Annotated in this window: 14 protein-coding genes and 1 riboswitch; of the genes, 5 read left to right on the forward strand and 9 right to left on the reverse strand. The window is 73.9% G+C overall.

The window, feature by feature from the left end; genetic code table 11:
* Positions 1-32 precede the first annotated feature (32 nt).
* Positions 33-308, reverse strand: a riboswitch (cobalamin riboswitch).
* Positions 305-1,132: a symmetrical bis(5'-nucleosyl)-tetraphosphatase gene (locus FJ694_RS12585; protein WP_157267587.1), complete on the reverse strand. Its 828-nt coding sequence runs from the start codon at positions 1,130-1,132 to the stop codon at positions 305-307. (Overlaps the previous riboswitch by 4 nt.)
* Before the next feature lie 75 nt (positions 1,133-1,207).
* On the opposite strand from FJ694_RS12585, the gene FJ694_RS12590 reads away from it, so the two are divergent.
* Together FJ694_RS12590 and FJ694_RS12595 are read left to right on the forward strand one after the other, a co-directional pair.
* On the forward strand, positions 1,208-2,518 hold the full coding sequence (locus tag FJ694_RS12590; RefSeq protein ID WP_157267588.1) for a hemolysin family protein: 1,311 nt from the start codon (positions 1,208-1,210) through the stop codon (positions 2,516-2,518).
* Between the two features lie 130 nt (positions 2,519-2,648).
* Positions 2,649-3,398 (forward strand): SapC family protein, encoded by a 750-nt coding sequence (locus FJ694_RS12595; protein WP_157267589.1) that lies wholly within the window; start codon positions 2,649-2,651, stop codon positions 3,396-3,398.
* 194 nt (positions 3,399-3,592) lie between these two features.
* Here the strand turns inward: FJ694_RS12595 and FJ694_RS12600 are convergent, their stop codons facing one another.
* On the reverse strand, positions 3,593-4,060 hold the full coding sequence (locus FJ694_RS12600) for a MarR family winged helix-turn-helix transcriptional regulator (RefSeq protein WP_157267590.1): 468 nt from the start codon (positions 4,058-4,060) through the stop codon (positions 3,593-3,595).
* Between the two features lie 564 nt (positions 4,061-4,624).
* Here FJ694_RS12600 and FJ694_RS12605 point away from each other — a divergent pair.
* Both FJ694_RS12605 and FJ694_RS12610 read left to right on the forward strand, forming a co-directional pair.
* Complete coding sequence (locus tag FJ694_RS12605; protein ID WP_198320808.1) at positions 4,625-5,740, forward strand: NAD(P)/FAD-dependent oxidoreductase; 1,116 nt, start codon at positions 4,625-4,627, stop codon at positions 5,738-5,740.
* Positions 5,741-5,880: 140 nt separating this feature from the next.
* Positions 5,881-6,114 (forward strand): hypothetical protein, encoded by a 234-nt coding sequence (locus FJ694_RS12610; RefSeq protein ID WP_157267592.1) that lies wholly within the window; start codon positions 5,881-5,883, stop codon positions 6,112-6,114.
* Positions 6,115-6,212: 98 nt separating this feature from the next.
* Here the strand turns inward: FJ694_RS12610 and recD are convergent, their stop codons facing one another.
* The 7 genes from recD to FJ694_RS12645 form a co-directional block, all read right to left on the reverse strand.
* The gene (recD, locus tag FJ694_RS12615; RefSeq protein ID WP_198320809.1) at positions 6,213-8,057 is read right to left on the reverse strand and encodes an exodeoxyribonuclease V subunit alpha; all 1,845 of its coding nucleotides are present in this window, start codon (positions 8,055-8,057) and stop codon (positions 6,213-6,215) included.
* Between the two features lie 295 nt (positions 8,058-8,352).
* On the reverse strand, positions 8,353-9,861 hold the full coding sequence (locus tag FJ694_RS12620) for a DegQ family serine endoprotease (protein ID WP_157267594.1): 1,509 nt from the start codon (positions 9,859-9,861) through the stop codon (positions 8,353-8,355).
* A gap of 88 nt (positions 9,862-9,949) precedes the next feature.
* Complete coding sequence (locus FJ694_RS12625; RefSeq protein WP_157267595.1) at positions 9,950-10,393, reverse strand: hypothetical protein; 444 nt, start codon at positions 10,391-10,393, stop codon at positions 9,950-9,952.
* A gap of 34 nt (positions 10,394-10,427) precedes the next feature.
* Positions 10,428-12,077 carry a flagellar biosynthesis protein FlhF gene (locus tag FJ694_RS12630; RefSeq protein ID WP_157267596.1) on the reverse strand — a complete coding sequence of 550 codons (1,650 nt, stop codon included), beginning with the start codon at positions 12,075-12,077 and terminating at the stop codon, positions 10,428-10,430.
* Positions 12,078-12,317: 240 nt separating this feature from the next.
* A complete protein-coding gene (locus FJ694_RS12635; RefSeq protein WP_157267597.1) occupies positions 12,318-12,524 on the reverse strand; it encodes a hypothetical protein in 207 nt (68 codons plus the stop codon).
* Positions 12,525-12,923: 399 nt separating this feature from the next.
* Positions 12,924-16,646 carry a UvrD-helicase domain-containing protein gene (locus FJ694_RS12640; RefSeq protein ID WP_232540006.1) on the reverse strand — a complete coding sequence of 1,241 codons (3,723 nt, stop codon included), beginning with the start codon at positions 16,644-16,646 and terminating at the stop codon, positions 12,924-12,926.
* Between the two features lie 292 nt (positions 16,647-16,938).
* Positions 16,939-20,244, reverse strand: coding sequence for an exodeoxyribonuclease V subunit gamma (locus FJ694_RS12645; RefSeq protein ID WP_157267599.1), 3,306 nt, complete (start codon positions 20,242-20,244; stop codon positions 16,939-16,941).
* 223 nt (positions 20,245-20,467) lie between these two features.
* Between FJ694_RS12645 and FJ694_RS12650 the strand changes: the two genes are divergently transcribed.
* The gene (locus tag FJ694_RS12650; RefSeq protein ID WP_157267600.1) at positions 20,468-20,872 is read left to right on the forward strand and encodes a nucleotidyltransferase substrate binding protein; all 405 of its coding nucleotides are present in this window, start codon (positions 20,468-20,470) and stop codon (positions 20,870-20,872) included.
* The last annotated feature ends 13 nt before the right edge of the window (positions 20,873-20,885 follow it).

A 20,885-nucleotide genomic window follows, 5' to 3' on the forward strand; every position in this document is an offset into this window, starting at 1 on the left:
CGCCCGGACGACTGCGTGTCCGGACCTGCCGCGGCGGCGAGGCTTTCGAGGCCGGTATCCGGGCTCGCAGGCCGCGCGCGGTGGTTCAGGAGAACGATCGCGCGCCTCGTGCACATCGCCTTCCCACGGGCTGCGAACCCGCAGTGGCTTGGAGTGATGTCCGATCCGGCCTGCCTACCGGTGCGGGGGCAGCGCAGGCCTGGACGGCGTCAGCGGGCCCTCGTTGCCGAAGAGCCGCCGCGCCGCTGCACCTGCTTCCCGTTCAACCTCCGGGACAACCCGGGGGCACCTGAAGCGGCGCGCATCATACCGGGCCCGGCCTTTGCGCCTGCTGACACGCGACCTGCGCCACCTCGCGCCGGCCGCCGTCCACGCGTACGGCGGTGAGGCTGCCGCCCCAGACGCAGCCGGTGTCCAGCGCCAGCAGGTCCGGCCGGTTCACCAGCCCTAGCGTGCTCCAGTGCCCGAAGGCCACCGGATGGCCCGCGCTGCGCCGCCCCGGCACCTCGAACCACGGCAGCAGCCCGGGCGGGGCCTGCCGCGCGCCGTCCTTGGTCTTGAAGTCCAGCGTGCCGTCGGCGGCGACGAAGCGCACGCGCGTGAGCACGTTGATGACGAAGCGCCAGCGGTCCGGCCCCTGCAGGGCGTCGCTCCAGCACGCGGGCTCGTTGCCGTACATCACGGCCAGGAAGTCCGCCAGGCCCGGGCCCCGCAGCATCGCCTCGACCTCGCCGGCCAGCGCCAGCGCCTGGGGCCCGTCCCACTGCGGCGGCAGCCCGGCGTGCACGCACAGCCAGCCCTCGCGCGAGAGCGCCAGCGGGCGCTGCCGGATCCAGTCGATCCAGGCCTCGCGGTCGGGCGCCGCGAGGATCTCGCGCAGCGTGTCGCTGCGGTGCTCGGGGCGCACGCCGTGCGCCACGGCCAGCAGGTGCAGGTCGTGGTTGCCCAGCAGCGCGTCGGCGGCCGAGCCCAGCGCGCGCAGCCGGCGCAGCGTGCGCAGCGACTCGGGGCCGCGGTTGACCAGGTCGCCCAGCACGGTGAGCCGGTCGCGGGAAGGGGAGAAGCCGATCTCGGCCAGGAGGCGGTCGAAGGCGTCGCAGCAGCCCTGCAGGTCGCCGATGAGGTAGTGCATTCGGGGGATTCTGCTACGCTCAACCGCCCTTTTTACCCCGGCAAGGGTGCTTGACGAGCCCGCCTTGCCCGCCCGATGGACGTTGCTTTACTGGTTTTCCTGATCCTGCTCAACGGGCTGTTCGCCATGTCGGAGATGGCGCTCACGGCCAGCCGCAAGGCGCGGCTGCAGGTCATGGTCGAGTCGCAGGAGCCGGGCGCGCAGGCCGCGATGGACCTGCACGAGAACCCGACCAAGTTCCTCTCGACGGTGCAGATCGGCATCACCAGCATCGGCGTGCTCAACGGCATCGTCGGCGAGAACGCCTTCTCGCAGCCGCTGTCGCGCTGGCTCACCGAGACGCTGCGCGTGCCCGAGCAGGCCGCCGCGGTCAGCGCCACGGCGCTGGTGGTGGTGATCATCACGATCCTGACCATCATCTTCGGCGAGCTGGTGCCCAAGCGCGTGGGCCAGATGTTCCCGGAGCACGTGGCGCGGCTGGTGGCGCTGCCCATGGAATGGCTCAGCACCATCGCGCGGCCCCTGGTGGTGCTGCTGTCGGTATGCACCGAGGCCGTGCTGCGGGTGCTGGGCATCCGCAACGCCGTGGGCCGCAGCGTGACCGAGGAGGAGATCGCCGCGCAGCTCGAGGAGGGCGTGGACGCGGGCGTGATCGAGGAGCAGGAGCACCAGATGGTGCGCAACGTGTTCCGCCTCGACGAGCGCCAGATCGGCTCGATGATGATCCCGCGCGCCGACATCCAGTGGCTCGACGCCGACGCCACCACCGAGGAGGTGCAGCGCGTGCTGGCCGAGGGCGGGCACTCGCGCTACCCGGTCTGCCGCGACGACCTCAACGACGTGGTCGGCGTGGTCTCGGCGCAGGCGCTGCTGCGCCAGGCGCTGCAGGGCCAGGCCCTGGACGTCACCGGCCACCTCACGCCGCCGGTGTTCGTGCCCGAGACGCTCTCGGGCATGGAGCTGCTGGAGCACTTCCGGGCCACGGGCGCGGAGATGGTGTTCGTGGTGGACGAGTACGGCGAGGTGCAGGGCGTGATCACGATCCGCGACCTGCTCGAAGCCATCACGGGCGAGTTCCAGTCCGGCGCCGGCGTGCACGAGCAGCCCTGGGCCGTGGCGCGCGAGGACGGCAGCTGGCTGCTCGACGGCCTGATTCCCGTGCCCGAGCTCAAGGACCGGCTGGAGCTCAAGGAGCTGCCCGAAGAGGAGCGCGGGCGCTACAACACCCTGGCCGGCATGGTGCTGCTGCTGCTGGGCCGGCTGCCCAACACCGCCGACACGGTCGAGTGGGCCGACTGGCGCTTCGAGGTGGTGGACCTCGACGGCAAGCGCATCGACAAGGTGCTGGCCACGCCGCTGGGCACCGCGGACGCCGCGGCCGAGTGATGAGCGCCGGCCCGGGACGGCCGCCCGCGCGGCGCGTGCGCCTGCCCATCCTTTTTCCGTATCCGGGGCGCGGCGGCGGGCGCCGCCCGCGCCGCGCATCACTTCCAACTTCCCTCCGAGGACGACAGCCATGATCAATCCCGCCCTGCACCGCGACCCCGTGGCGCTGGACCGCCACCACCACCGCGCGCTGCGGCTGCAGCTGCCGGTGAGCCTGGCCGCCGCGGCCGGCAAGCTCAACGCCTGCTTCCTGCACGGCGCGGAGTTCGCGCAGGCCTGCCTGGAGTACCCGATCGTGTTCGTGCGCGCCGGCACCGACGCCGCCGGTCAGCCGCAGGTCGCGCCCATGGCGGTGCTGGGCCTGACGCGCGACGAGAACCTGTACCTGCAGCCCGACGGCGGCTGGGCCGCGCAGTACCTGCCGGCGCAGCTGCGCGTGTACCCCTTCGCGCTGGCGCAGGTGGACGCGCAGCAGGCGGCGCTGTGCATCGACCGCAGCTACGCGGGGCTGTCGGAGGCCGAGGGCGAGCCGCTGTTCGACGCCGAGGGCGAGCCCTCGGAGCTGGTGCAGCGCATGCAGCGCCAGCTGCCCGAGCTCGAAGCCGAGGTGCAGCGCACGCGCCGCGGCTGCGAGCGGCTCATGGCGCTGGAGCTGCTGCAGGAGATGCGGCTGGACATCAGCCAGGGCGAGGGCACCCCGGCGCTGCGCGTGGACGGCTTCATGGCCGTGGCGGAGGAGAAGCTGCTCAAGCTCGACGACGCGACGCTGGCGGAGCTCGCGCGCAGCGGGCTGATGCGGCTGATCCACGCGCACCAGGTCTCGATGGTGCACCTGCGCCGCCTGGCCGAGCGCCGCGCGATGCGGGCGGCGGCGCATTGAGCCCGGGCCGCCGCCCGGCGCCTGCACTCATCCCGGTTTCGGTCCGGGACTGATAGAAAACCTACCGAGCGGCTGGCAGAAAGCCCACTTGCGGGCCGAACGATCCGGTAGTCACCGTGGATTCGGCCCGCAAGCGGGCCACTTACCGGCTGCGGCCAGGCGCCCGTCGTTTCACCGGCCGGAGCGAGTGGGGCTCACTGCTCGCGGTGATGCGCCAGCAGCCGCTCCAGCAGCTTGTCGAACTGCTTGCGCTCGTTGGGCGAGAACACGCCGAAGACCTCCTCGTTGTGGCGCTCGATCAGCGCCATGACCTTGCGCCAGGCGGCGCGCCCGGACGCGGTGAGCGTGAGCACCACGCCGCGCGCGTCGGCCGAGTTGGCCTGCTTCTTCACCAGCCCCTGGTCGGCCAGCGACTGCGCCGCGCGGCTGGCCTGCGCCTTGTTCAGCCGCGCCCGCGCCGCCAGCTCCACCACCGACAGCGGCTCGAACGCGCCGATGGCCGCCAGGCAGCGCGCGTCGCCCGGGGCGACGCCGCTGGCGCGCAGCCCGCTGCCGCTGCCGAAGGCGTCGCTGAGCTTGTAGAGCTCGTGCAGCCGGTGACTGAGCAACCCATCCAGCGCCGCTGGAGGGGTGCGGGTGGCAGTCTTGGTACGTGTGGTCATGGGCGGCTCACAGTTGATTTCCGATGGAAAGGCCAGTGTAGCGAGCCGGCGGCGCGCGTTGCGCACGCAACCGCCAAATTCGAAGAGAACTCGACGATTTTCGCGACTTCTGCACCGGCCAGGCCGGCTGCGGCCACCGCCGCGGCTGCAGCCGCGGCAGCGCCGGCGCGGCAATCGCCCGCGGTGCCGCCGTGCGGCCGCCGCAGGCCGTGGCGCACACAACCATGGCAAGCGGCGCGCCCGCGCCGGCCCCCGCATCCCGCGGCAGCGCCCGTGCCCGTGCCGATGTCCGCCGCTTCGGTGCCGCCGGCAACCATCGGCAACGCCCGGGCAGGCCGGGCGGCGGCACCGCAACCCGTTGCGCGCACGTGTAACGGCCGGCGCGGACCGCCGCCCATGGGCTCACCCGGCGAGCCCCCGGGGCGGTCCGCGCCGGTGCATGCTTGGCAACCGTGACCGGGCAGCGCCGCGCGCAGGCGTGCCGTGCCCGCCTCCAGACCCTTGCCGGAAATTTTTCCTATGCCAGATGCTGTGCCGATTGATCCGATCCAAGCCCCGAGCGCCGTGACCGAGCGCGTGGACACCGTGGTGGTGGGCGCCGGCGTGGTGGGCCTGGCCGTGGCGCGCGCGCTGGCGCAGCGCGGGCAGGAGGTGCTGGTGCTGGAGGCGGCCACCGCCATCGGCACGGGCACGAGCTCGCGCAACAGCGAGGTCATCCACGCCGGGCTGTACTACCCCACCGGCTCGCTCAAGGCGCGGCTGTGCGTGCAGGGGCGCGAGCGGCTCTACGCCTACTGCGCCGAGCGCGGCCTGGGCCACCGGCGCTGCGGCAAGCTCATCGCCGCCACCGGCGAGGAGCAGCTCGGCGCGCTGCGCGCGCTGCAGGCGCAGGCGCTGGCCAACGGCGTGGACGACGTGCGCTGGCTCCCCGGCGACGAGGCGCGCGCCCTGGAGCCGCAGCTGCACGCCGTGGCGGGGCTGCTGTCGCCGTCCACCGGCATCGTGGACAGCCACGCGCTGATGCTGAGCCTGCTGGGCGACGCGGAAGGCGCCGGCGCGCTGCTGGCGCTGGCGAGCCCGGTGCTGGGCGCGCGCGTGGCCGACGGCGGCATCGAGCTGCAGGTCGGCGGCGAGCAGCCCATGGCGCTGCTGGCGCGCCGCGTCGTCAACGCCGCCGGCCACGGCGCGCCGGCGCTGGCCGCGCGCATCCAGGGCCTGGACCCCCGCCACGTCCCGCGCGCCTGGGCCTGCAAGGGCAATTACTTCTCGCTGCGCGGGCGCAGCCCGTTCTCGCGCCTGGTGTACCCGCTGCACGACTCGGCCGGGCTGGGCGTGCACCTGACGCTCGACCTGGGCGGCCAGGCCCGCTTCGGACCGGACACGCAGTGGCTCCCGGACGCCGACGAAACCACTTTCGACTACCGCGTCGACGAATCGCGCATCCCGGCCTTCGAGGCCGCCATCCGCCGCTACTGGCCCGGGCTGCCCGACGGCGCGCTCACGCCGGCCTACAGCGGCGTGCGTCCCAAGATCAGCGCGCCCGGGGAGCCGGCGGCCGACTTCCGCATCGATGCTGCGGCGCAGCACGGCGTGCCCGGCCTCGTGAATCTGTTCGGCATCGAGTCGCCCGGCCTGACCGCCTGCCTGGCCATCGCCGATCATGTTGCAGTGCAGCTATAGATGCGGACGCAACCCGAAAAGTTGCTGCGGCGCAGCAACTTTTTGCGCTCTTCAGCTTAGGGTTGCCACGCTGCACCGTTTGGGGGAGGCGCTCCTACCATCGGGGGGTCCTGGTCCACACGCCAACGCGGAGTACGCCAATGCTGCAACACCGGTGCACGAACCCTGGCTGTTTCGAGCTGCTCACGTTCGGCGACCTGTGCCAGCGCTGCAGCGAAGGAGATGTCCCGCAACGCCGCGGCCCGGTGACCGCGCGCGACCTGTTCTATTCCAAGGTTTACGGCGGCCGCGACGCGGAAGTCACGCGCTACCGGCTCGACCACCAGGCCCAGGTGAACGCGGCACAGAACCGCGGCACCGCATCGCGCTTCTGAGGGCCTGCTGAAAAGTACATCCACATCCGGCCGCTTCCCCCGGAAGCCGCCTACCGCAACCGCCGCCAGCCCCGCCACCGCGCGGGGCTGGCTTTTTTTCAGGCGTCGTCGGGCTCGCTTGCGGCGTCCTGCTCCTCGCGCAGCCGCGCCCGCAGCCCCGAGTGGCGCTGCGTCGGGGCGCGGATCGCCGCCTCGACCACCGCCGCCGCGCCCACCAGCGTGACGTGGCGGCGCGCGCGCGTGAGCCCGGTGTAGAGCAGCTCGCGGCCGAGCACGCGGCTGCCGCCTTCGGGCAGCACCAGCACCAGCGCCTCGAACTCCGAGCCCTGCGCCCGGTGCACCGTCAGCGCGAAGGCGCCCTGGTGCGGCGGCAGCCGCGCCGGCGCCACGGCGCGCAGCCCCGCGCCGTGCGGGAACATCACCCGCAGCGCGCCGTCCGCGTCGGGCAGGGCGATGCCGACGTCGCCGTTGAAGAGGTCGAGTGCCGGGTCGTTGTGCGTGACCAGCACGGCGCGGCCGGGATACCAGGGCGCGCGCGCGTCGGCGCCGACGGCGCGGCGCACGTGAGCGGCCACCAGCGCATCCAGCGCCGCCACGCCGCGCGGGCCCTCGCGCAGCGCGGCCAGCACGCGAAAGCGCGCGAAGGCCGCCGTCACCGCCGCCGCGTCGCGCGGGTCGCGGCGCAGCGCCTCGACGTAGGGCCCGAAGCCCTGCAGCAGCGCCCGGCGCGTGCCTTCCGACAGCGCGGCGTGGGTGTCGGGACGCCAGCGCAGCGGGGCGGCGCCGGCCGCCTCCGGGGAGTCGTCGGGGCCGGTGCCGGCCGCGCGCAGCAGCGCCAGCGCCGCCGCGCCGTCGCCGGCGTTGACGCTGCGCGCCAGCCGGTCCAGGGCCGATCCCGCGCCGTAGCGGTAGTGGCCCTGCAGCCACACCACGGCGTCGCGCAGGCCCGGGCGCGGCGGCTCGGTCGCCGGAGGGGGCGATGCCAGGGCGGCCGGATCGGCGCCGCACAGCCCGGCCAGCTCGTGCCGGCATGCCGGGCTGAAAGCCGGGTCGGCGCACAGCTCGGCGAACACCGCGCCGGCCTCCACGGCGGCGAGCTGGTCCTTGTCGCCCAGCAGCACGATGCGCGCCGTGGCCGGCACCGCTTCCAGCAGCCGCGTCGCCAGCGCCAGGTCGAGCATGGAGGCCTCGTCCACCACCAGCACGTCGATGGGCAGGCGCCGTGCGGCGTGGTGCGCGAAGCCGCCCGCGGCATGCCCGCCCAGCAGCCGGTGCACAGTGCCGGCCTGCGTGGGCAGCCGCGCGCGCAGGTCCGCCGGCAGCGCGGCGGCGTGCTCGCGCAGCGCCTCGGCCAGCCGCGCCGCGGCCTTGCCGGTGGGCGCGGCCAGCGCGATGCGCGCCCGCGGCGACTGCGCCAGCAGCACCGCCAGCAGCGGCGCCACCAGCGAGGTCTTGCCCGAGCCCGGGCCGCCGCTGACCAGGACGAGCCCGCGGCGCAGCGCCAGCGCCGCGGCGAGCCGGCGGCCGTCCGGGGCGGGCGATGCCGCGGGAAACAGCTCCTGCAGCAGCGCGCGCGCACGCGGCGCCACGGCTTCCTCCGGCAGCCGCGCCTGCAGCAGCCGGCGCGCCAGGCGGCGCTCGTAGTCGAAGTAGCGGTGCAGGTAGAGGCGTTCGCCGTCGAGCACCAGCGGCCGCGCGCCGGGCGCCCGCGGCGTGCCGGCCACGCCCGAGGCCCGCAGCGCGGCGCGCAGCGCCTCGGGCGCCTCCAGCTCGCGCAACTCGTCCAGCGGCAGGCAGACATGGCCCTCGCTGGTGGCCAGGCTCAGCGCATGTCCGGCGCGCGCGGCCAACGCCGCGTCCTCGGCCCGCGCGCCGGCCTCCAGCGCCCATTGCCGCAACTGCTCGGCGAAGCCCTGGGCCAGGTCGAGGGCGGGGGAGGGCAAGGCGCTGGTCACGGCCGGGGCGGCATGGCGGTTACTTCGTCATTTCCGGGCGGGCGCAGGGCGGTCCGGGAAGCTCCCGACCGCCGACATCCCGTCAGTCACGGCGCCTCGCACACCGATCCGTCATTCCAGCTTTCGCCGTAATGACGAAGTAAGGGCCGGAACGCTCGTGCCTTCGGGATGCCGGTCGCTCTCAACTTTTCCCGGACAGCAATGCGTGCAGAAGGGGGCGACAAAGCAGAGGCAAGACGCTCCATTTCACGTCCACCGTCCAGTGAGCCATCCCCTCCAAGCGTCACTGCCCCACCGGCACCGGCACAAACAAACTGGCCTCGCCGCGGCGCACCAGCAGCGCGACGCTGCCGCCGGCCGGTGCTTGCGCCACGCGGCGCTGGAATTCCTCCAGGCTGCCGAAGCCCTGGCCGTTGACGGCCACGATCACGTCGCCGCGCTGCAGCCCCGCGCGCGCCGTGCCGGGCTGAAGCTCCTCCACCACCAGCCCGTAGTTCACGCCCAGCGCGCGCCGCCCCGCGGCGGGCAGCTCGCTCACCGCCATGCCCAGCTGCACCGAGGACGGCCGGCTCGGGTTGCCCTGCGCCGCCGGCGCGGCCGCGGCCACGCGCGGATTGGGCGCCTCGGCCACCGTGGCCTGCAGCGTGGTGCTGGCGCCGTTGCGCCAGACCTCGATGGCCGCGTTCGTGCCCGGCTTGGTCCCGGCCACCAGCCGCGGCAGCGCGGTGGCGTCGGGCACGGGCTGCCCGGCGAAGGCCAGCACCACGTCGCCCGGCGCCAGGCCGGCCTTGGCCGCGGGGCTGTTCGGCTCCACGGCGGTGACGAGCGCGCCGCGCGCGCTGTCGAGCTTGAAGGACTGCGCCAGCGGCTCGCTCACCTCCTGGATGCCGATGCCCAGCCGTCCGCGCGTGACGCGGCCGCTGGTGCGCAGCTGCTGCGCGATGTCCATGGCCATGTCGATCGGGATCGCGAAGGAGATGCCCATGTAGCCGCCGGAGCGGCTGTAGATCTGCGAGTTGATGCCCACCACCTCGCCGCGCATGTTCAGCAGCGGCCCGCCGGAGTTGCCCGGGTTCACCGCCACGTCGGTCTGGATGAAGGGCACGTAGGTTTCGTCGGGCAGCGAGCGCTGCGTGGCGCTGACGATGCCGGCGGTGATGGTGTTGGCGAAGCCGAAAGGCGAGCCGATGGCCGCCACCCACTCGCCCGGCTGCAGCTGCGCCGACTGGCCGATGGGCGCCACGGGCAGGTTCCGGGCGTCGAGCTTGAGCAGCGCCACGTCGGTCTGCGCGTCGGTGCCGACCACGCGCGCCTTGAACTCGCGCTTGGAGTCGGCCAGCCGCACCGTGACCTCGTCGGCATCGGCCACGACGTGCGCGTTGGTCAGCACGTGCCCCTCGGCGTCGATGATGAAGCCCGAGCCGATGCCCTGGCTGGGCTGCTGGGGTTGCTGGTGGGGCGGCATGAAGCGGCGGAAGAACTCCGACATCGGGTCGCCCGGCGGCAGCGCCTGCCCGGGCCGGGCGGTCGCCCGCTGCACCGTGGTGACGTTGACCACCGCCGGCCCGACCTTGCGCACCAGCGCGGTGAAGTCGTTGGCGCCCGCCGGCAGCGGGCCGATGGCCGAGGCGGCGGCGGTCGGCGCGGGTGCCGAGGCCGGCGCGGACGCGGGCGCCGCCGTGGAGGCGGCGGGCGGCGCGGCGGCCGGGGTGGTCTCGGTGTTGGTGCGCGGGCCGCAGCCGCCCAGCAGGGCGGTCAGCAGCAGGGCGGCAGGCAGGGGGCGTGGCTTCATGGCGGCCTCGTTCGATCGACGATGGGCTCAGGTCGGCAAGGCGTGTGCCGAACGGGACAGGCCGCGCTGGAATTGAAGGTCCGCGTGTTCAGCGCATCCCGCTATCGATCCGGAAGTCGTGGCGGATTTCCTCGTGGGCCTTCACGAGCACGGGATCGCGGGCGGGCTTGTGAAAGCCGCCGCCGGGAATCTCGTCGAGGTCGAGCCGGTAGGCACCGGGCTGGAGCACGAGCCGATAGCGGCCCGTGGCGTCGGTCCGTGCGGATGCCGCGGGCAGCCGCGCGTCCACCGGCGTGGCGCGCACCACCACGGCGGCCACGGGCAGCGGTGGCGGCGGCTGCTCGCCGGGCAGCAGGACCGGCGGTCCCATGCCCCGGGTGACGACGCCGGTCACCAGCCCGGTGCCGGCCGCTGCACTGCACGCCTGGAAGCTTCCCATGACCAGTCCCGTGGCGACCGCCAGGGCCCACGCTACAGCGGCCGGCCGGCCGCTGCGCCGCCGCGTTGACTTGCCGTCATTGGTGTTGGCCATGGTGGTCCTGTGAAAAAGGCGGTGACCCGGCGCGTCAGAACCCGATCTGGCCGATGCCCGAGCCCCAGACGTTGGACGCGTTCACCTTCTCGTTGACGATCCAGCCACGCAGAGAATTGAGCGGGTCCACCGTCACGGCCGAATAATCGCCCCAGCGTTGCGTTCCAAAACGGCTGTCAAAATTGCCGGTGAGCTTGGTCGGGCTTGAGAAGAGCACGAAACCGTTTCTGCCCGTGTCGGCGGCATCCGCGGACCGCTGCCCCGAGAAGCGAATTTCCGGACACACCGTGCTGCTGGAAGAGGACCAGTTCAGGAAAATGTCGCCGGCATCGTTGGCGGCAATAGAGGCGTTGAAGTCGGAGGACGTGCTGCTGGCCCAGAAGGTGGATGACTTGTTGAGGATCAGGCTGTTGGTGTCGATGCGGTACCAGCGCACGGCAGGCCCGGCAAAATCAATGCTGTGCACGTTCCACAGGAAATTGCCCGACTGGGTACTGGCATTGACGAATCGGGCGTCCAGGGTGTCGAGCATTTCGGCCGTGCCGACGCCGCCGCACTGCTGGGCGTCCGGCGGCAGGGCATAGGCCGGCACCGTGATCGAAACCGGGCCCGTGAGGCTCACGCCCGGGTTGCGGCTCGAATCGCGCATCGTATAGAGGCGCAGTGCCGAACCGCCGGACGGCGCGGAAATCAGGAAGGTCTTGGCGTTCTGGTCCAGGACCATCGGCGGCGCCAGCGTGCCGTCCGACGCCGCGCCGGCGAATACCGGGACGCTGAATCCCAGCCCGTTGTACAGCCGGGCCTTGGCGACGGCGAACATGCGCCAGCCGATGAAGCTCGTGGGGCTGAAGACGTTGCCCGTGGTGATGATGCTGTCCTGGTCCATGCCCAGTTGCGGATAATCCCAGAAATTGTTGGTTCCCGCGAATCCCGTGGTATTGATGTTGTAGATGAAATAACCGCCGAGTGGATCGCCGGTGCGGGATATGGCCATGAAATGGCGCTGCACGGTGCTCGATTCCGGCCGTGCATCGGCAATGATGATGTAGCGGTCATAGCTGCGGTCATACACCACGCGCGGATCGAAGAGGGTTTGCGCGGTATAGCCGAAGAAGCTGGCCAGCGACACGGACCGTACCCGCGCACCGGCCTTGGTGTAGATATCGACGTGGAAGTTGGTGACCTCGACGAAATGGTTTCTTCCCACGGCGCCGTGGGTGTCGGGCGGGAAGCCGCCTCCCGCTTCCGTCTGCCTCACGCCTTCGAACCTGGGCCCGACGAAGAAGGGCGGTGCCAGCGGAGCCATCCCCGGCTGGGCACGGGCTGCATTCGCCGCCATGCCCTGTTGTGCCGCGGCGGCCTTGGCAGCCCGGTAGGCAGCATCGCCCAGGGTAGGCAGAAACGGCGTCTGCTGGGGCTGCGCCGCCTCCTCGGGCGCGCGGGCCGCTTGCGCGGCCAGCATTTGCGCGGGCGTGCGCAAGCGGGCGGCCGGCACTTTCAATTGCATGGCCGGTGCCACGGCCAATTCGCCCGCCGGCGCCACGACGGGACCGGCATAGGGCTCCACGGTGGTTTCCACGCCACTCTGGGAAAATGCCAGAGAACTGGCGGCCAGCATGCCCACCAGGAGCGTCAGGCGAAGCGACGCGACGGCCTTGCGGTTCAATGATGACGAGATGTTCATTTTCCATCCTCCAGCGCCCGGCGGTCGGCATGCCAGCGTGCCGCTGACCGCGCTTCAGTGACAGGAATTCCCGGCATCATGGGATCGAGGCCATCGGGCCGAGCTCCGGCATGCTCCGCGGAAGAGGAGCACCTTTCGTTGGAAGGACCGTGACATGGTCCTTGACCAGAACCGCGCGCCGGACGTTGCCCGCGGTTTACCCATGCGTCGGGATTGTCGGCGGCTCCAGGCCGTCAGGAATCATCGAGTTTCGGCATTGGATTCTCCTCGTGGGGCAGGGCCTGTTTTCCAGGCTGCGTTCACATGCCGCGAAAACAGGTTTTCCTGTTCTCCTGGGATGCGGCAGGCTTGCTGCGAATGGTAGAAAGCAAGGGCCTGAATCAAAGCAGCCAAAGTCACTGTGCCATTTTCGTTGCCTGGCTGCGTGAATGACGGCTTGCCGGTCATCGTTCGAGTTTCATGAAATGGCAACGCGCACCCGCCCAGACTTGCATTTGAAGTCAGGCCAGGTTTCAGGATCGGCTCGGGTCCGCAGTGCCGCAGCACAATTGCCGCCGCCAATGAGTATTGCCGAGGGTGCCATCCCCGCGGTGGTGGTGCCCGGGTGGGAAAATGGAGGTCGCTGTCCCGCAGGCCAGTCCGGCGGGGTTGGATCGGTTTCTGCCACGCCGGCGCGTGGAAGGCTGCCTGCTTCCCGCGGACCCCGGCATGGATGTTTTCCAATCTAGGACGCGAGGCGGAGACTTCAACCGGTCAAAGGTAATTACTGTTTTTCCGATTCCGCGGCAGCCGCTTGACTGGAAGCCGTTCTCGTACCGGTTTGAGAGTATTTCCCGGTCGTGATTCTCATTCGCAGCCCGGGCGGGGGCTTTCCGCGGGACGGCCTGGATCCCCTGGCGCTGGCCGCACCCACACCACCCCGCACGGCTGGCCGCGACCGTCGCGCCAGTGCGGCCGCACCCCGCGCGCGAACAGCAGCAGCGCGCCGCCGAGGTGCGTGTCAGGGCACCAGCCCGGCACGCGGCGGCGCAGCCAGCGCTCCAGGGCGAGCGTGGCCAGCCGCAGCCGCGGTTCATGGTCCTGCGCCGCCAGCGCCAGCGCCGCGCCGGCGTAGTCGGCCGCGCGGGTGCCCAGCCGCTGCGCGCTCCAGTCCAGCAGCCACCAGCGGCCCCCGTGCTCGAACACCAGGTCGATGACGCCGTGGACATAGCCGTCATCGGGCTCAGGTTCGTTGGAGCCTTGCCTGGAGGAAATGCCGTTCAGGCTGAGCCCTTCGACAGGCTCAGGGCGAACGGGGAAGTGGTCCTGAAACGCCGGCAGCCCCGGCGCCGGCAGGCAGAACTCCAGGCCCTTGATGCCGCGGCCCGGCGCCAGGTCGCGCAGCCGCAGCCCGGGCGCGATCTCCGTGGACAGCACGTCGGCCAGCATGCGCCGCAGTTGCGCTGCGTGCGCCCGCTCCCCGGCCTCGCCGCCCGCGCCGGGCAGCGGATGCGCCCGCAGCGCGTCCCGGGCCGCAGCCTCCCAGCTGTCCGGGTCGGCGAAGTCGGCGTTCAGGAGCGCGGCGCGCAGCGCCTGCTCGGCCAGCGGCCCGGTGGGAAAGCGCAGCACGTCGTCGCGCGGCAGGGCGGCGGCGTCGTCCGGCGCGTGTGCCAGGGGGGTATCGGCCCGGGCGCCCTCGTCCGTGTCCGGCTCCGGCGCCCAGGCATCGGCAGCGGCCTCCACCAGCCGCCACCCCGGCGCGATGCGCGGCGGCGGCGCCGGCACCTCCACCCGCCGCGCCGGGGCCGGCGCCAGCGGCTCGCCCGGCTGCATCGGCAGCGGTGCCAGCGAGATCGCCCGCGACCCCGCCGCCAGCCGCCGCCAGGCCGCCTCGACCGCGTCGGGCCCCGGCGGCTGCTCGAACCAGCGCGCCGGGTCGGCGGCGTAGTCGCCGCCGGCCACGAGCCAGTTCAGCAGGCTGCGGCCGCCGGCCTGCGGCGACAGCCCCTTGCCGTTGCGCGCCGCCCAGGGGCCGACCACCAGCCAGCACCGGTGCACCGCGCGCGTGAGCGCCACGTAGGCCAGGCGCAGCGTCTCGGCCGCGTGCTCCAGGCGCACCTGGCGCCGGATGGCGGCAGCGTCGGGGCCGTCCTCGGCGCCGGAACTCTGCGCGCCGCCTGCGTCGTCGCCGGCGGGCAGTTCCAGCACCGGCTGTCCCTGGGCGTCGTGGTACTCGTACAGGCCCGGCGCCGCGGCCGGCGCGGCGGCCGCGTCCCACAGCAGCGGGCAGAACGCCAGGCCGTACTCCAGGCCCTTGGCCTGGTGGATCGTGACCACGCGCACCAGCTGCCGGTCCGATTCCAGCCGCAGCTGCGCGCCTTCGTCGTCGCCCGGCCGCGCGCAGCGCAGCTCGAACGAGCGCAACAGCGCCCGCGGCGAGGGCTGCAGCGGCGCGGCCTCGTGCAGCACCTCGCCCAGGTGCCGCAGGTCCGTGAATCGCCGGGCCCCGTCCGCGCGCGCCAGCAGCCGCGGCGCCACGCCGGCCTCGCGCTGCCAGCGCCGCAGCAGCGCGGCCACGCCCTGCCCGTGCCAGCAGGCGTGCCAGTCGGTGAACCGTTCCTGCCACGCGGCCAGCGCGGCGTCGTCCCGGTCCAGGGCGTCAATGGCCGCCGCATCGAAACCCATCAGCTCCGTGGCCAGCGCCGCGCGCAGCAGGCCGCCATGCGCCGGCTCCAGCACGGCGGCGAGGACGCGCTGCAGCTCGCGCGCCACCGGCATGTGAAGCACGCTGGCGCGCGACAGCGCCACGCTGCCCACGCCCAGCGCGGAGAGCGCCTGCCGCACCCGCGCCGCCTGCGCGTGGCTGCGCACCAGCACGGCCACGTCGCTGCCCTGCAGCGGCCGGCCGTCCAGCCGCACCCGCCCGGCGCGGGCCTCGCGCAGCAGCCGCGCGATCTCGGCGGCGGTGGCCCGCACGCTGGCATCGAGCGCGGCCTCGCGCGGCAGCGGCCGGCCGGCCTCGTCGCGCGGCAGCAGCCACAGCCGCAGCGCGCCCGCGCCTTGTGCCTCGTCCGGGGATTCATCGACGAACGCCGGCCGTGGCCGCTCGCCCAGGCCCGCCGGCACGCTTTCCAGCCCGGGCAGCAGGAAGCTGCGCGGGTGCACCTGGAACAGCGCGTCGAGCGCCGACACCAGCGCCGGGGCGGCGCGCTGGTTGCGCGTGAGCGTGTACACCGCCGAGGCCCGTTGCCGTGCGCGCAGGTACGTGGGCAGGTCGGCATTGCGGAAGCTGTAGATGGCCTGGCGCGGGTCGCCCACGAGCAGCAGCGGGCTGGTGCCGTCGCCCCAGATGCGCTCGACGATGGCCCATTGCAGCGGGTCGGTGTCCTGGAACTCGTCGATCAGCGCCGCCGGATAGCGCTGGCGCAGCGTGTCCGCCAGCGCCGGCGCGGCCTGCAGCCGCTCGTGCAGGTTGAACAGCATGTCGTCGAAGGCGGCCACGCGCAGCTCGCGCTTGCGCTGGCGCAGCGCGGCGCCGGCCTCGTCGAACAGCCGGCGCAGCAGCCGCAGCCGCGCCCGGCGCAGCGAGCCTTCGACCGCGCGGCGTGCCGCCAGCAGCGCCTCGGCCAGGGCGAAGAAGCGGTGCGCGGGCGTGCCGTCGGCGGCGGCCTTGCGGGTGCGCCGCGCCAGCGTGGCGGCGGACAGCAGCGCCAGCCGCTCGGTGTCAGCCCCCAGCGGCGCCAGCGCGTCGCCGGCCTGGAACCAGCGCTGCCAGGCCACCAGGGCCTGCGCCACGGCGCGGGGGCCGTAGCTGCCGGCGTGCAGGGCGGGCAGGGCGCCGCGCAGCGTTTCAGCGATGGTGTCGCGCTCGTCCGTCCAGCACGCGCGCGCGGCGGCAAAGGCCTCGGCCAAGGCGGCGCCGGCATCGGCGCCGGTGTCTTCGGCGGCGTCCAGATCCGCCGGCCAGCGCAGCGGCGACAGCGGCTTGCGCAGGCGCCGCGCCAGCAGCGCGGCGTACTTCTCCGGCGTGTCCCGGCACGCCGCCAGGTACGCGGCCAGCGCCGGGTCCAGGTCGTCGCTGGCGACGTGGCGGCGCCAGAACTCGTGCACCGCCTGCAGCAGCAGCGCGCTGTCGTCGGGCAGCGGCGCCAATGCCAGCGGCATTCCGGCGGCGAAGGGCACGTCCGCCAGCGCGCGCTGGCAGAAGCCGTGGATGGTGAAGATCGCCGCCTCGTCGAAGCACTGCAGCGCCAGCGCCAGGCGCTGCGCCAGCACGGCCTCGTCCAGGCCGTGGCGCTCGCGCAAGGACCGCAGCAGCGCCGGCACGAAGGCGTCGCTTGGCGGCGGCGCGCCGCCCTGCAGCACGGCCAGCGTCTGCGCCAGCCGCGCGCGCACGCGCTCGCGCAGCTCGGCCGTGGCGGCGTTGGTGAAGGTCACGACCAGGATCTGCGGCAGCTCCAGCCCGCGCTCCAGCAGCAGCCGCAGCACCAGGCCGCAGATGTTCCAGGTCTTGCCCGTGCCGGCCGAGGCCTCGATCAGGCCGATGCCGTCGAGCGGGCAATTAAGGAGGTCGAGCTCGGGGCGGGTCATGGATGGCTTCATGACAGAAGCACTGCCGCTCCGAGAGGCGTCAACTTGCGGCATCCCGCCAGCCACGTTGCTTCGCACCCCGATCCGTCATTCCGGCGAAAGCCGGAATCCACGCGCACCGATGCGGTGGCCTGGCTGACGCCGGCATGTGCCTGCGCTGGCCAGCGCGACATCGCGGCGTTCGTGGATTCCGGCTTCCGCCGGAATGACGGAGTAGAGGGCGCGCCGCCTTGGCTGACGGGATGCCGCGGGCTTCGGACTCCGTGGCCGCTCATTCCAGCTCTCACGCCCTTCACGTCTCCACCCCCCTCAAACACTCCCGCAGCGGCCCGAGCACCGCCCGCGCCGTGCGGACGAACTCCTCGTCCAGCGGATCGCTGCAGCCGCGCAGCGCCAGCCGGTAGGCGGCGTCGTCGCCTTCCCCGGGCCACAGCGGCGTGCCGTGCCAGGCCGAGCGCGCCTTGCCGATCTGCTCCCCGCCCTCCATGAAGGCCCAGGCCGCGCCCGGGAAGAAGCGCAGCGGGCGCGTCAGCCCCTCGCGGTAGAGCGCCAGCAACGCCGCCAGCGTGCGCCGCGGCTGCGGTGCCTCGGCGAACCCGATCCAGGTGTCGCGCGCGCGCCAGCGCACGCGCGGCGCCACGCCCGGCGGCCGGGCCGCGCACAGCCACAGCTGCCACAGCCAGGCCTCGACGTGGTCGGCCGCCCGCGCGTCGCCATAGCGCCCGCGCCACAGCCCGTCCGGGCGCAGGTCGGCGCAGGCGCCCTCCAGCTGCCACGCCTCGCCCGCCACCGCGATGTCCAGCACGGCGCTGAACGGCGCCAGCGGCGGCGTCGCCACCGTGGCCGCGCCCGGCGCCGCGGCGTAGTCCGACAGCCGCGCCATCTCCCGCTCCAGCAGCAGCCCGCCCAGCCGCCCGGCCGGGTACTCGGTGCCGGCCCGGGCCAGGCGTTGCAGCGAGGCGGCATCGCGCCCGGACTCCAGCGCCGGCAGCAGCCGCGCCGCCAGCGCGCGCCGGTCCGTGCCTTCGGGCAGGAAGGTCTCCTCGTCGCGCAGCGGCTGCGCCGCGCGCGGCAGCGCCAGCCCCAGGCGACGCGTCAGCAGGTAGCGGCACGGGTTGCGGAAGAACTCGGCCAGCTGCTCCAGCGACACCTGCCGCCACGCCGGGTCGTGCGGCAGCGGCGCGGTGAAGAAGGCCGGGCCGGGCATCCCGGGGCCGGGGCCGGGGCCCGGGGCCGCGTCGTCGTCGTCGTCCCCGGCATCCGCCGCGGGCAGCGGCGCCCCGGCCGCGAGGGCCGGCGCCGACAGCGAGGCCCGCAGCGCCTCGGCCATGTCGGCGTCGAAGCCGCGCAGCCGCGCATCGCCCTCGGGGTCGAAGTTCTCACTCGCAAAGGGCTGCAGCGGGTGCTCCACCACCAGCCGCGCGCGCGCGCCGTCCAGCGCCGCCGGCGAGGCGTCGGCGGCGACGGCGGGCACCAGCACGTCGAGCAGCTCCGTCACCAGCACCGAGGGCGGCCGCGGCGAGCCGTCGCGCACGCTGCGGCCGGTGCACGACAGCACCAGCCGCTCCCGCGCGGCCAGTACCAGGTCCAGGAACAGGTTGCGCTCGTCGAGGCGGCGCTGCGGGTCGCCGCGGCGCGGCGCCAGCGCCATCAGGTCGAACTCGGCCGGGCGCTGCGCGGTGGGGAAGGCGCCGTCGTCCAGGCCGATGGCGCACACCACCCGGAAAGGCAGGCCGCGCAACCCGGCCATCGGCGCGAAGGTGACCCGGCCCGTAGGCACGCTCTCGCACCGGGCCAGCTGCGCAGCCAGGGCGGCGCGCACCAGCGCCGGCGACAGCGGCGCCTCCACGCTGGCGGCGCGCGCGGGCTCGTCCAGCACGGCCAGCGCGCGGCGCAGCGCGTGCATGTCCTCCGCCTGCCCGGCCGCGTCGGGGGCCAGCAGCGCGTCGGCCGCGTCGAGCAGCGCGGCGCGCCAGGCCGCCGCCGGCATCGGGTGCGACAGCTGCGCGTCCAGCCGCCGCAGCACGGCGATGAAGCGCCAGAACGCGCCCAGCGCCAGCGCGTCGCCGCCCTCGTCGGCCAGCGCGGGCAGCCGCTCGCCAAAAGGCTCAAGGCTTTGCGCCGGCAATGCGTAGCCCAGGTACAGCCGGGACAGGCCTTCCGCAAAGGAATGGCGCCCGGCGTCCAGGCCCCAGCGGATGGCGGCGTCGTCCATCCAGGCGCGGATGCGCTCCAGCGCCGCGGCGTCGAGCCCGAAGCGGCGCGCCACCGGCGGCTGCTGCAGCAGCTCGAACACGGCCGCGGCGTTGAAGCGCGAGCCGGCCAGCGCCAGCGCCGCCAGCAGCGCGCGCGCCGGCGCGCCGGCCGGCGCCGCGGCGTGCCCGGTGACGGCCCAGGGAATGGAGCGTTCGGCCGGCGCGGTGCCGAACACCGCCTCGACCAGCGGCGCGGTGGCGGGCAGGTCCGGCGTGACCACCAGCACGTCCGAGGGGCGCAGCGTCGGGTCGGCGGCGAAGAGCGAGAGCAGCAGGTCGTGCAGCGCCTCCAGCTCGCGCGTGCGCGAGTGCGCCACGTGCAGCTCGATGCTGCGGTCGCCGTCGGCCAGCGCCACGCTGCCCGGCGCCAGCTCGCGCAGCTCCAGCATCGCGTCCTGCAGCTGGCCCAGCAGCGTGGGCGCGGCGGCGGGCTCGAAACGGCTGTCGTCGATCTCGGCCTCGGTGGCGGCTTCGATCAGCAGGTCCAGCTGCGCCTGCGTCTGCCGGCCCCAGGCGGCGAGCAGCCGCTGGCCGACCTCGTGGTAGAGCGCGCGGCCCTGCTGCTCCAGCCGCGCGATGCGGCGCGTGTCCACCAGCTCGAACCAGTATTCGCGGCAGGGGTTCAGCACGTACAGCCGCACCTCGATGCGCCGCGCCAGCGCCTGCAGCAGCGCCAGGTGCAGCGGCGAGAGCGCCGCCGGCGTGAACACGTGCAGCTCGCGCGGCAGCCCGGTGGCGGCGCGCAGCGCGTCGTCGTCCAGCGCTTCCAGCGCCCGCAGCAGCGGCGCGGCGGGATGCCCGCCCGACAGCCCCAGGTCGGCGCGCAGGCGCCGCCACAGCGCGGCCTGCCAGCCTTCGTCCGGCGTCTCGGCCCCGAGGCCGGCCGGCGCGTGGGCGCTCCAGGCCTGCAGCCAGTCGGGGCGGTGGTGCGCGTAGCGCGCCAGCAGCGCCGCGCTGCGCTGCGCCAGCTCCCAGCGCAGGGTGTCGTCGGCATGGCTCAGCCACTGCTGCAGCCGCGGCTGCGCCGCGACGAACTCCGCCTCGCCCAGCAGCGCGAACACGCGCCAGGCCAGTGCCGCCGGCTCCAGCGCCGCCAGCGCGCCGCCGCCGCCCGGCAGCCGGGCCGAGCGGGCCGCCAGCCACGCGGACAACTCCGCGAAGGCCACGTGGGCGCACACGCCCTGCGCGCGCGCCAGCGCCAGCGTGAGCGCGCGGCGCACCGCCGTGCCGGGCACCAGCAGGTGCACGGGCTCGAAGGGATCGCCGCCGGTGTCCGCGTCCAGGGCCTGCAGCAGCGCGTCCTGCAGCGCCTCGAAGCGGTTGGAAAAACAGATGCTCAACATCGCGGGGCCGCCGCGCGCGGGTGGGGCGCACGGGGGCGGGTGGGTTCATGCCGGTCCGGCGAGGCAAGGGGCCGGGCGGCCGGGGAAAGGATCGCACGCGCGCGCGAAGGGCGGGAGGATAGCGGGGCGGGGATGTCCGGGCGCGGCGCGGGCGCACTGCTTGCAGGGCGCGGCCGCAAGATGTCACGCCGGGATGGCGTTCACGAATGAAGGAGGAGTGGGCATGGAGCTGTACATCGCGCCGCTGGCGCGCGCCGTCGAGCGGCTGGACGAGGCGCTGCGGCGCTGCCAGCTCGACCCGGGCGACCTGCTGATCCAGGACGGGCTGGTGCAGCGCTTCGAGTTCGGCTTCGACCTGGGCTGCAAGGCGCTGCGCCGCTGCCTGGGCCTGGCCTCGGGCGACGCCCGGGCCGCGCAGGCGATGGACATGGAGACGCTCATCGGCCTGGCGCACGCGCAGGGCCTGCTGCCGGGCGACTGGTCGGCGTGGCGGCTGTGGAGCGATCTGCGCGCGCACACCGGCCATGACGGCGAGGAGCCGATGGGCCCGGAAGTGGTGGCCGCCGTGCCGCGCTTCGTGGACGAGCTGCGCTACCTGCAGCGGCGGCTGGCGGGGCGGGTGGTGTGAGCGCCGCACAATC

The sequence above is a fragment of the Azohydromonas aeria genome (assembly GCF_009760915.1).
Taxonomy (GTDB): Bacteria; Pseudomonadota; Gammaproteobacteria; order Burkholderiales; family Burkholderiaceae_C; genus Azohydromonas; species Azohydromonas aeria.

Bases quoted from the DNA above. Each gene is read 5' to 3' on its own strand.
- FJ694_RS12585 (WP_157267587.1), bottom strand. From the start codon at position 1,132: ATGCACTACCTCATCGGCGACCTGCAGGGCTGCTGCGACGCCTTCGAC.
- FJ694_RS12590 (WP_157267588.1), top strand. From the start codon at position 1,208: ATGGACGTTGCTTTACTGGTTTTCCTGATCCTGCTCAACGGGCTGTTC.
- FJ694_RS12595 (WP_157267589.1), top strand. From the start codon at position 2,649: ATGATCAATCCCGCCCTGCACCGCGACCCCGTGGCGCTGGACCGCCAC.
- FJ694_RS12600 (WP_157267590.1), bottom strand. From the start codon at position 4,060: ATGACCACACGTACCAAGACTGCCACCCGCACCCCTCCAGCGGCGCTG.
- FJ694_RS12610 (WP_157267592.1), top strand. From the start codon at position 5,881: ATGCTGCAACACCGGTGCACGAACCCTGGCTGTTTCGAGCTGCTCACG.
- FJ694_RS12620 (WP_157267594.1), bottom strand. From the start codon at position 9,861: ATGAAGCCACGCCCCCTGCCTGCCGCCCTGCTGCTGACCGCCCTGCTG.
- FJ694_RS12625 (WP_157267595.1), bottom strand. From the start codon at position 10,393: ATGGCCAACACCAATGACGGCAAGTCAACGCGGCGGCGCAGCGGCCGG.
- FJ694_RS12630 (WP_157267596.1), bottom strand. From the start codon at position 12,077: ATGAACATCTCGTCATCATTGAACCGCAAGGCCGTCGCGTCGCTTCGC.
- FJ694_RS12635 (WP_157267597.1), bottom strand. From the start codon at position 12,524: ATGACCGGCAAGCCGTCATTCACGCAGCCAGGCAACGAAAATGGCACA.
- FJ694_RS12640 (WP_232540006.1), bottom strand. From the start codon at position 16,646: ATGACCCGCCCCGAGCTCGACCTCCTTAATTGCCCGCTCGACGGCATC.
- FJ694_RS12645 (WP_157267599.1), bottom strand. From the start codon at position 20,244: ATGTTGAGCATCTGTTTTTCCAACCGCTTCGAGGCGCTGCAGGACGCG.
- FJ694_RS12650 (WP_157267600.1), top strand. From the start codon at position 20,468: ATGGAGCTGTACATCGCGCCGCTGGCGCGCGCCGTCGAGCGGCTGGAC.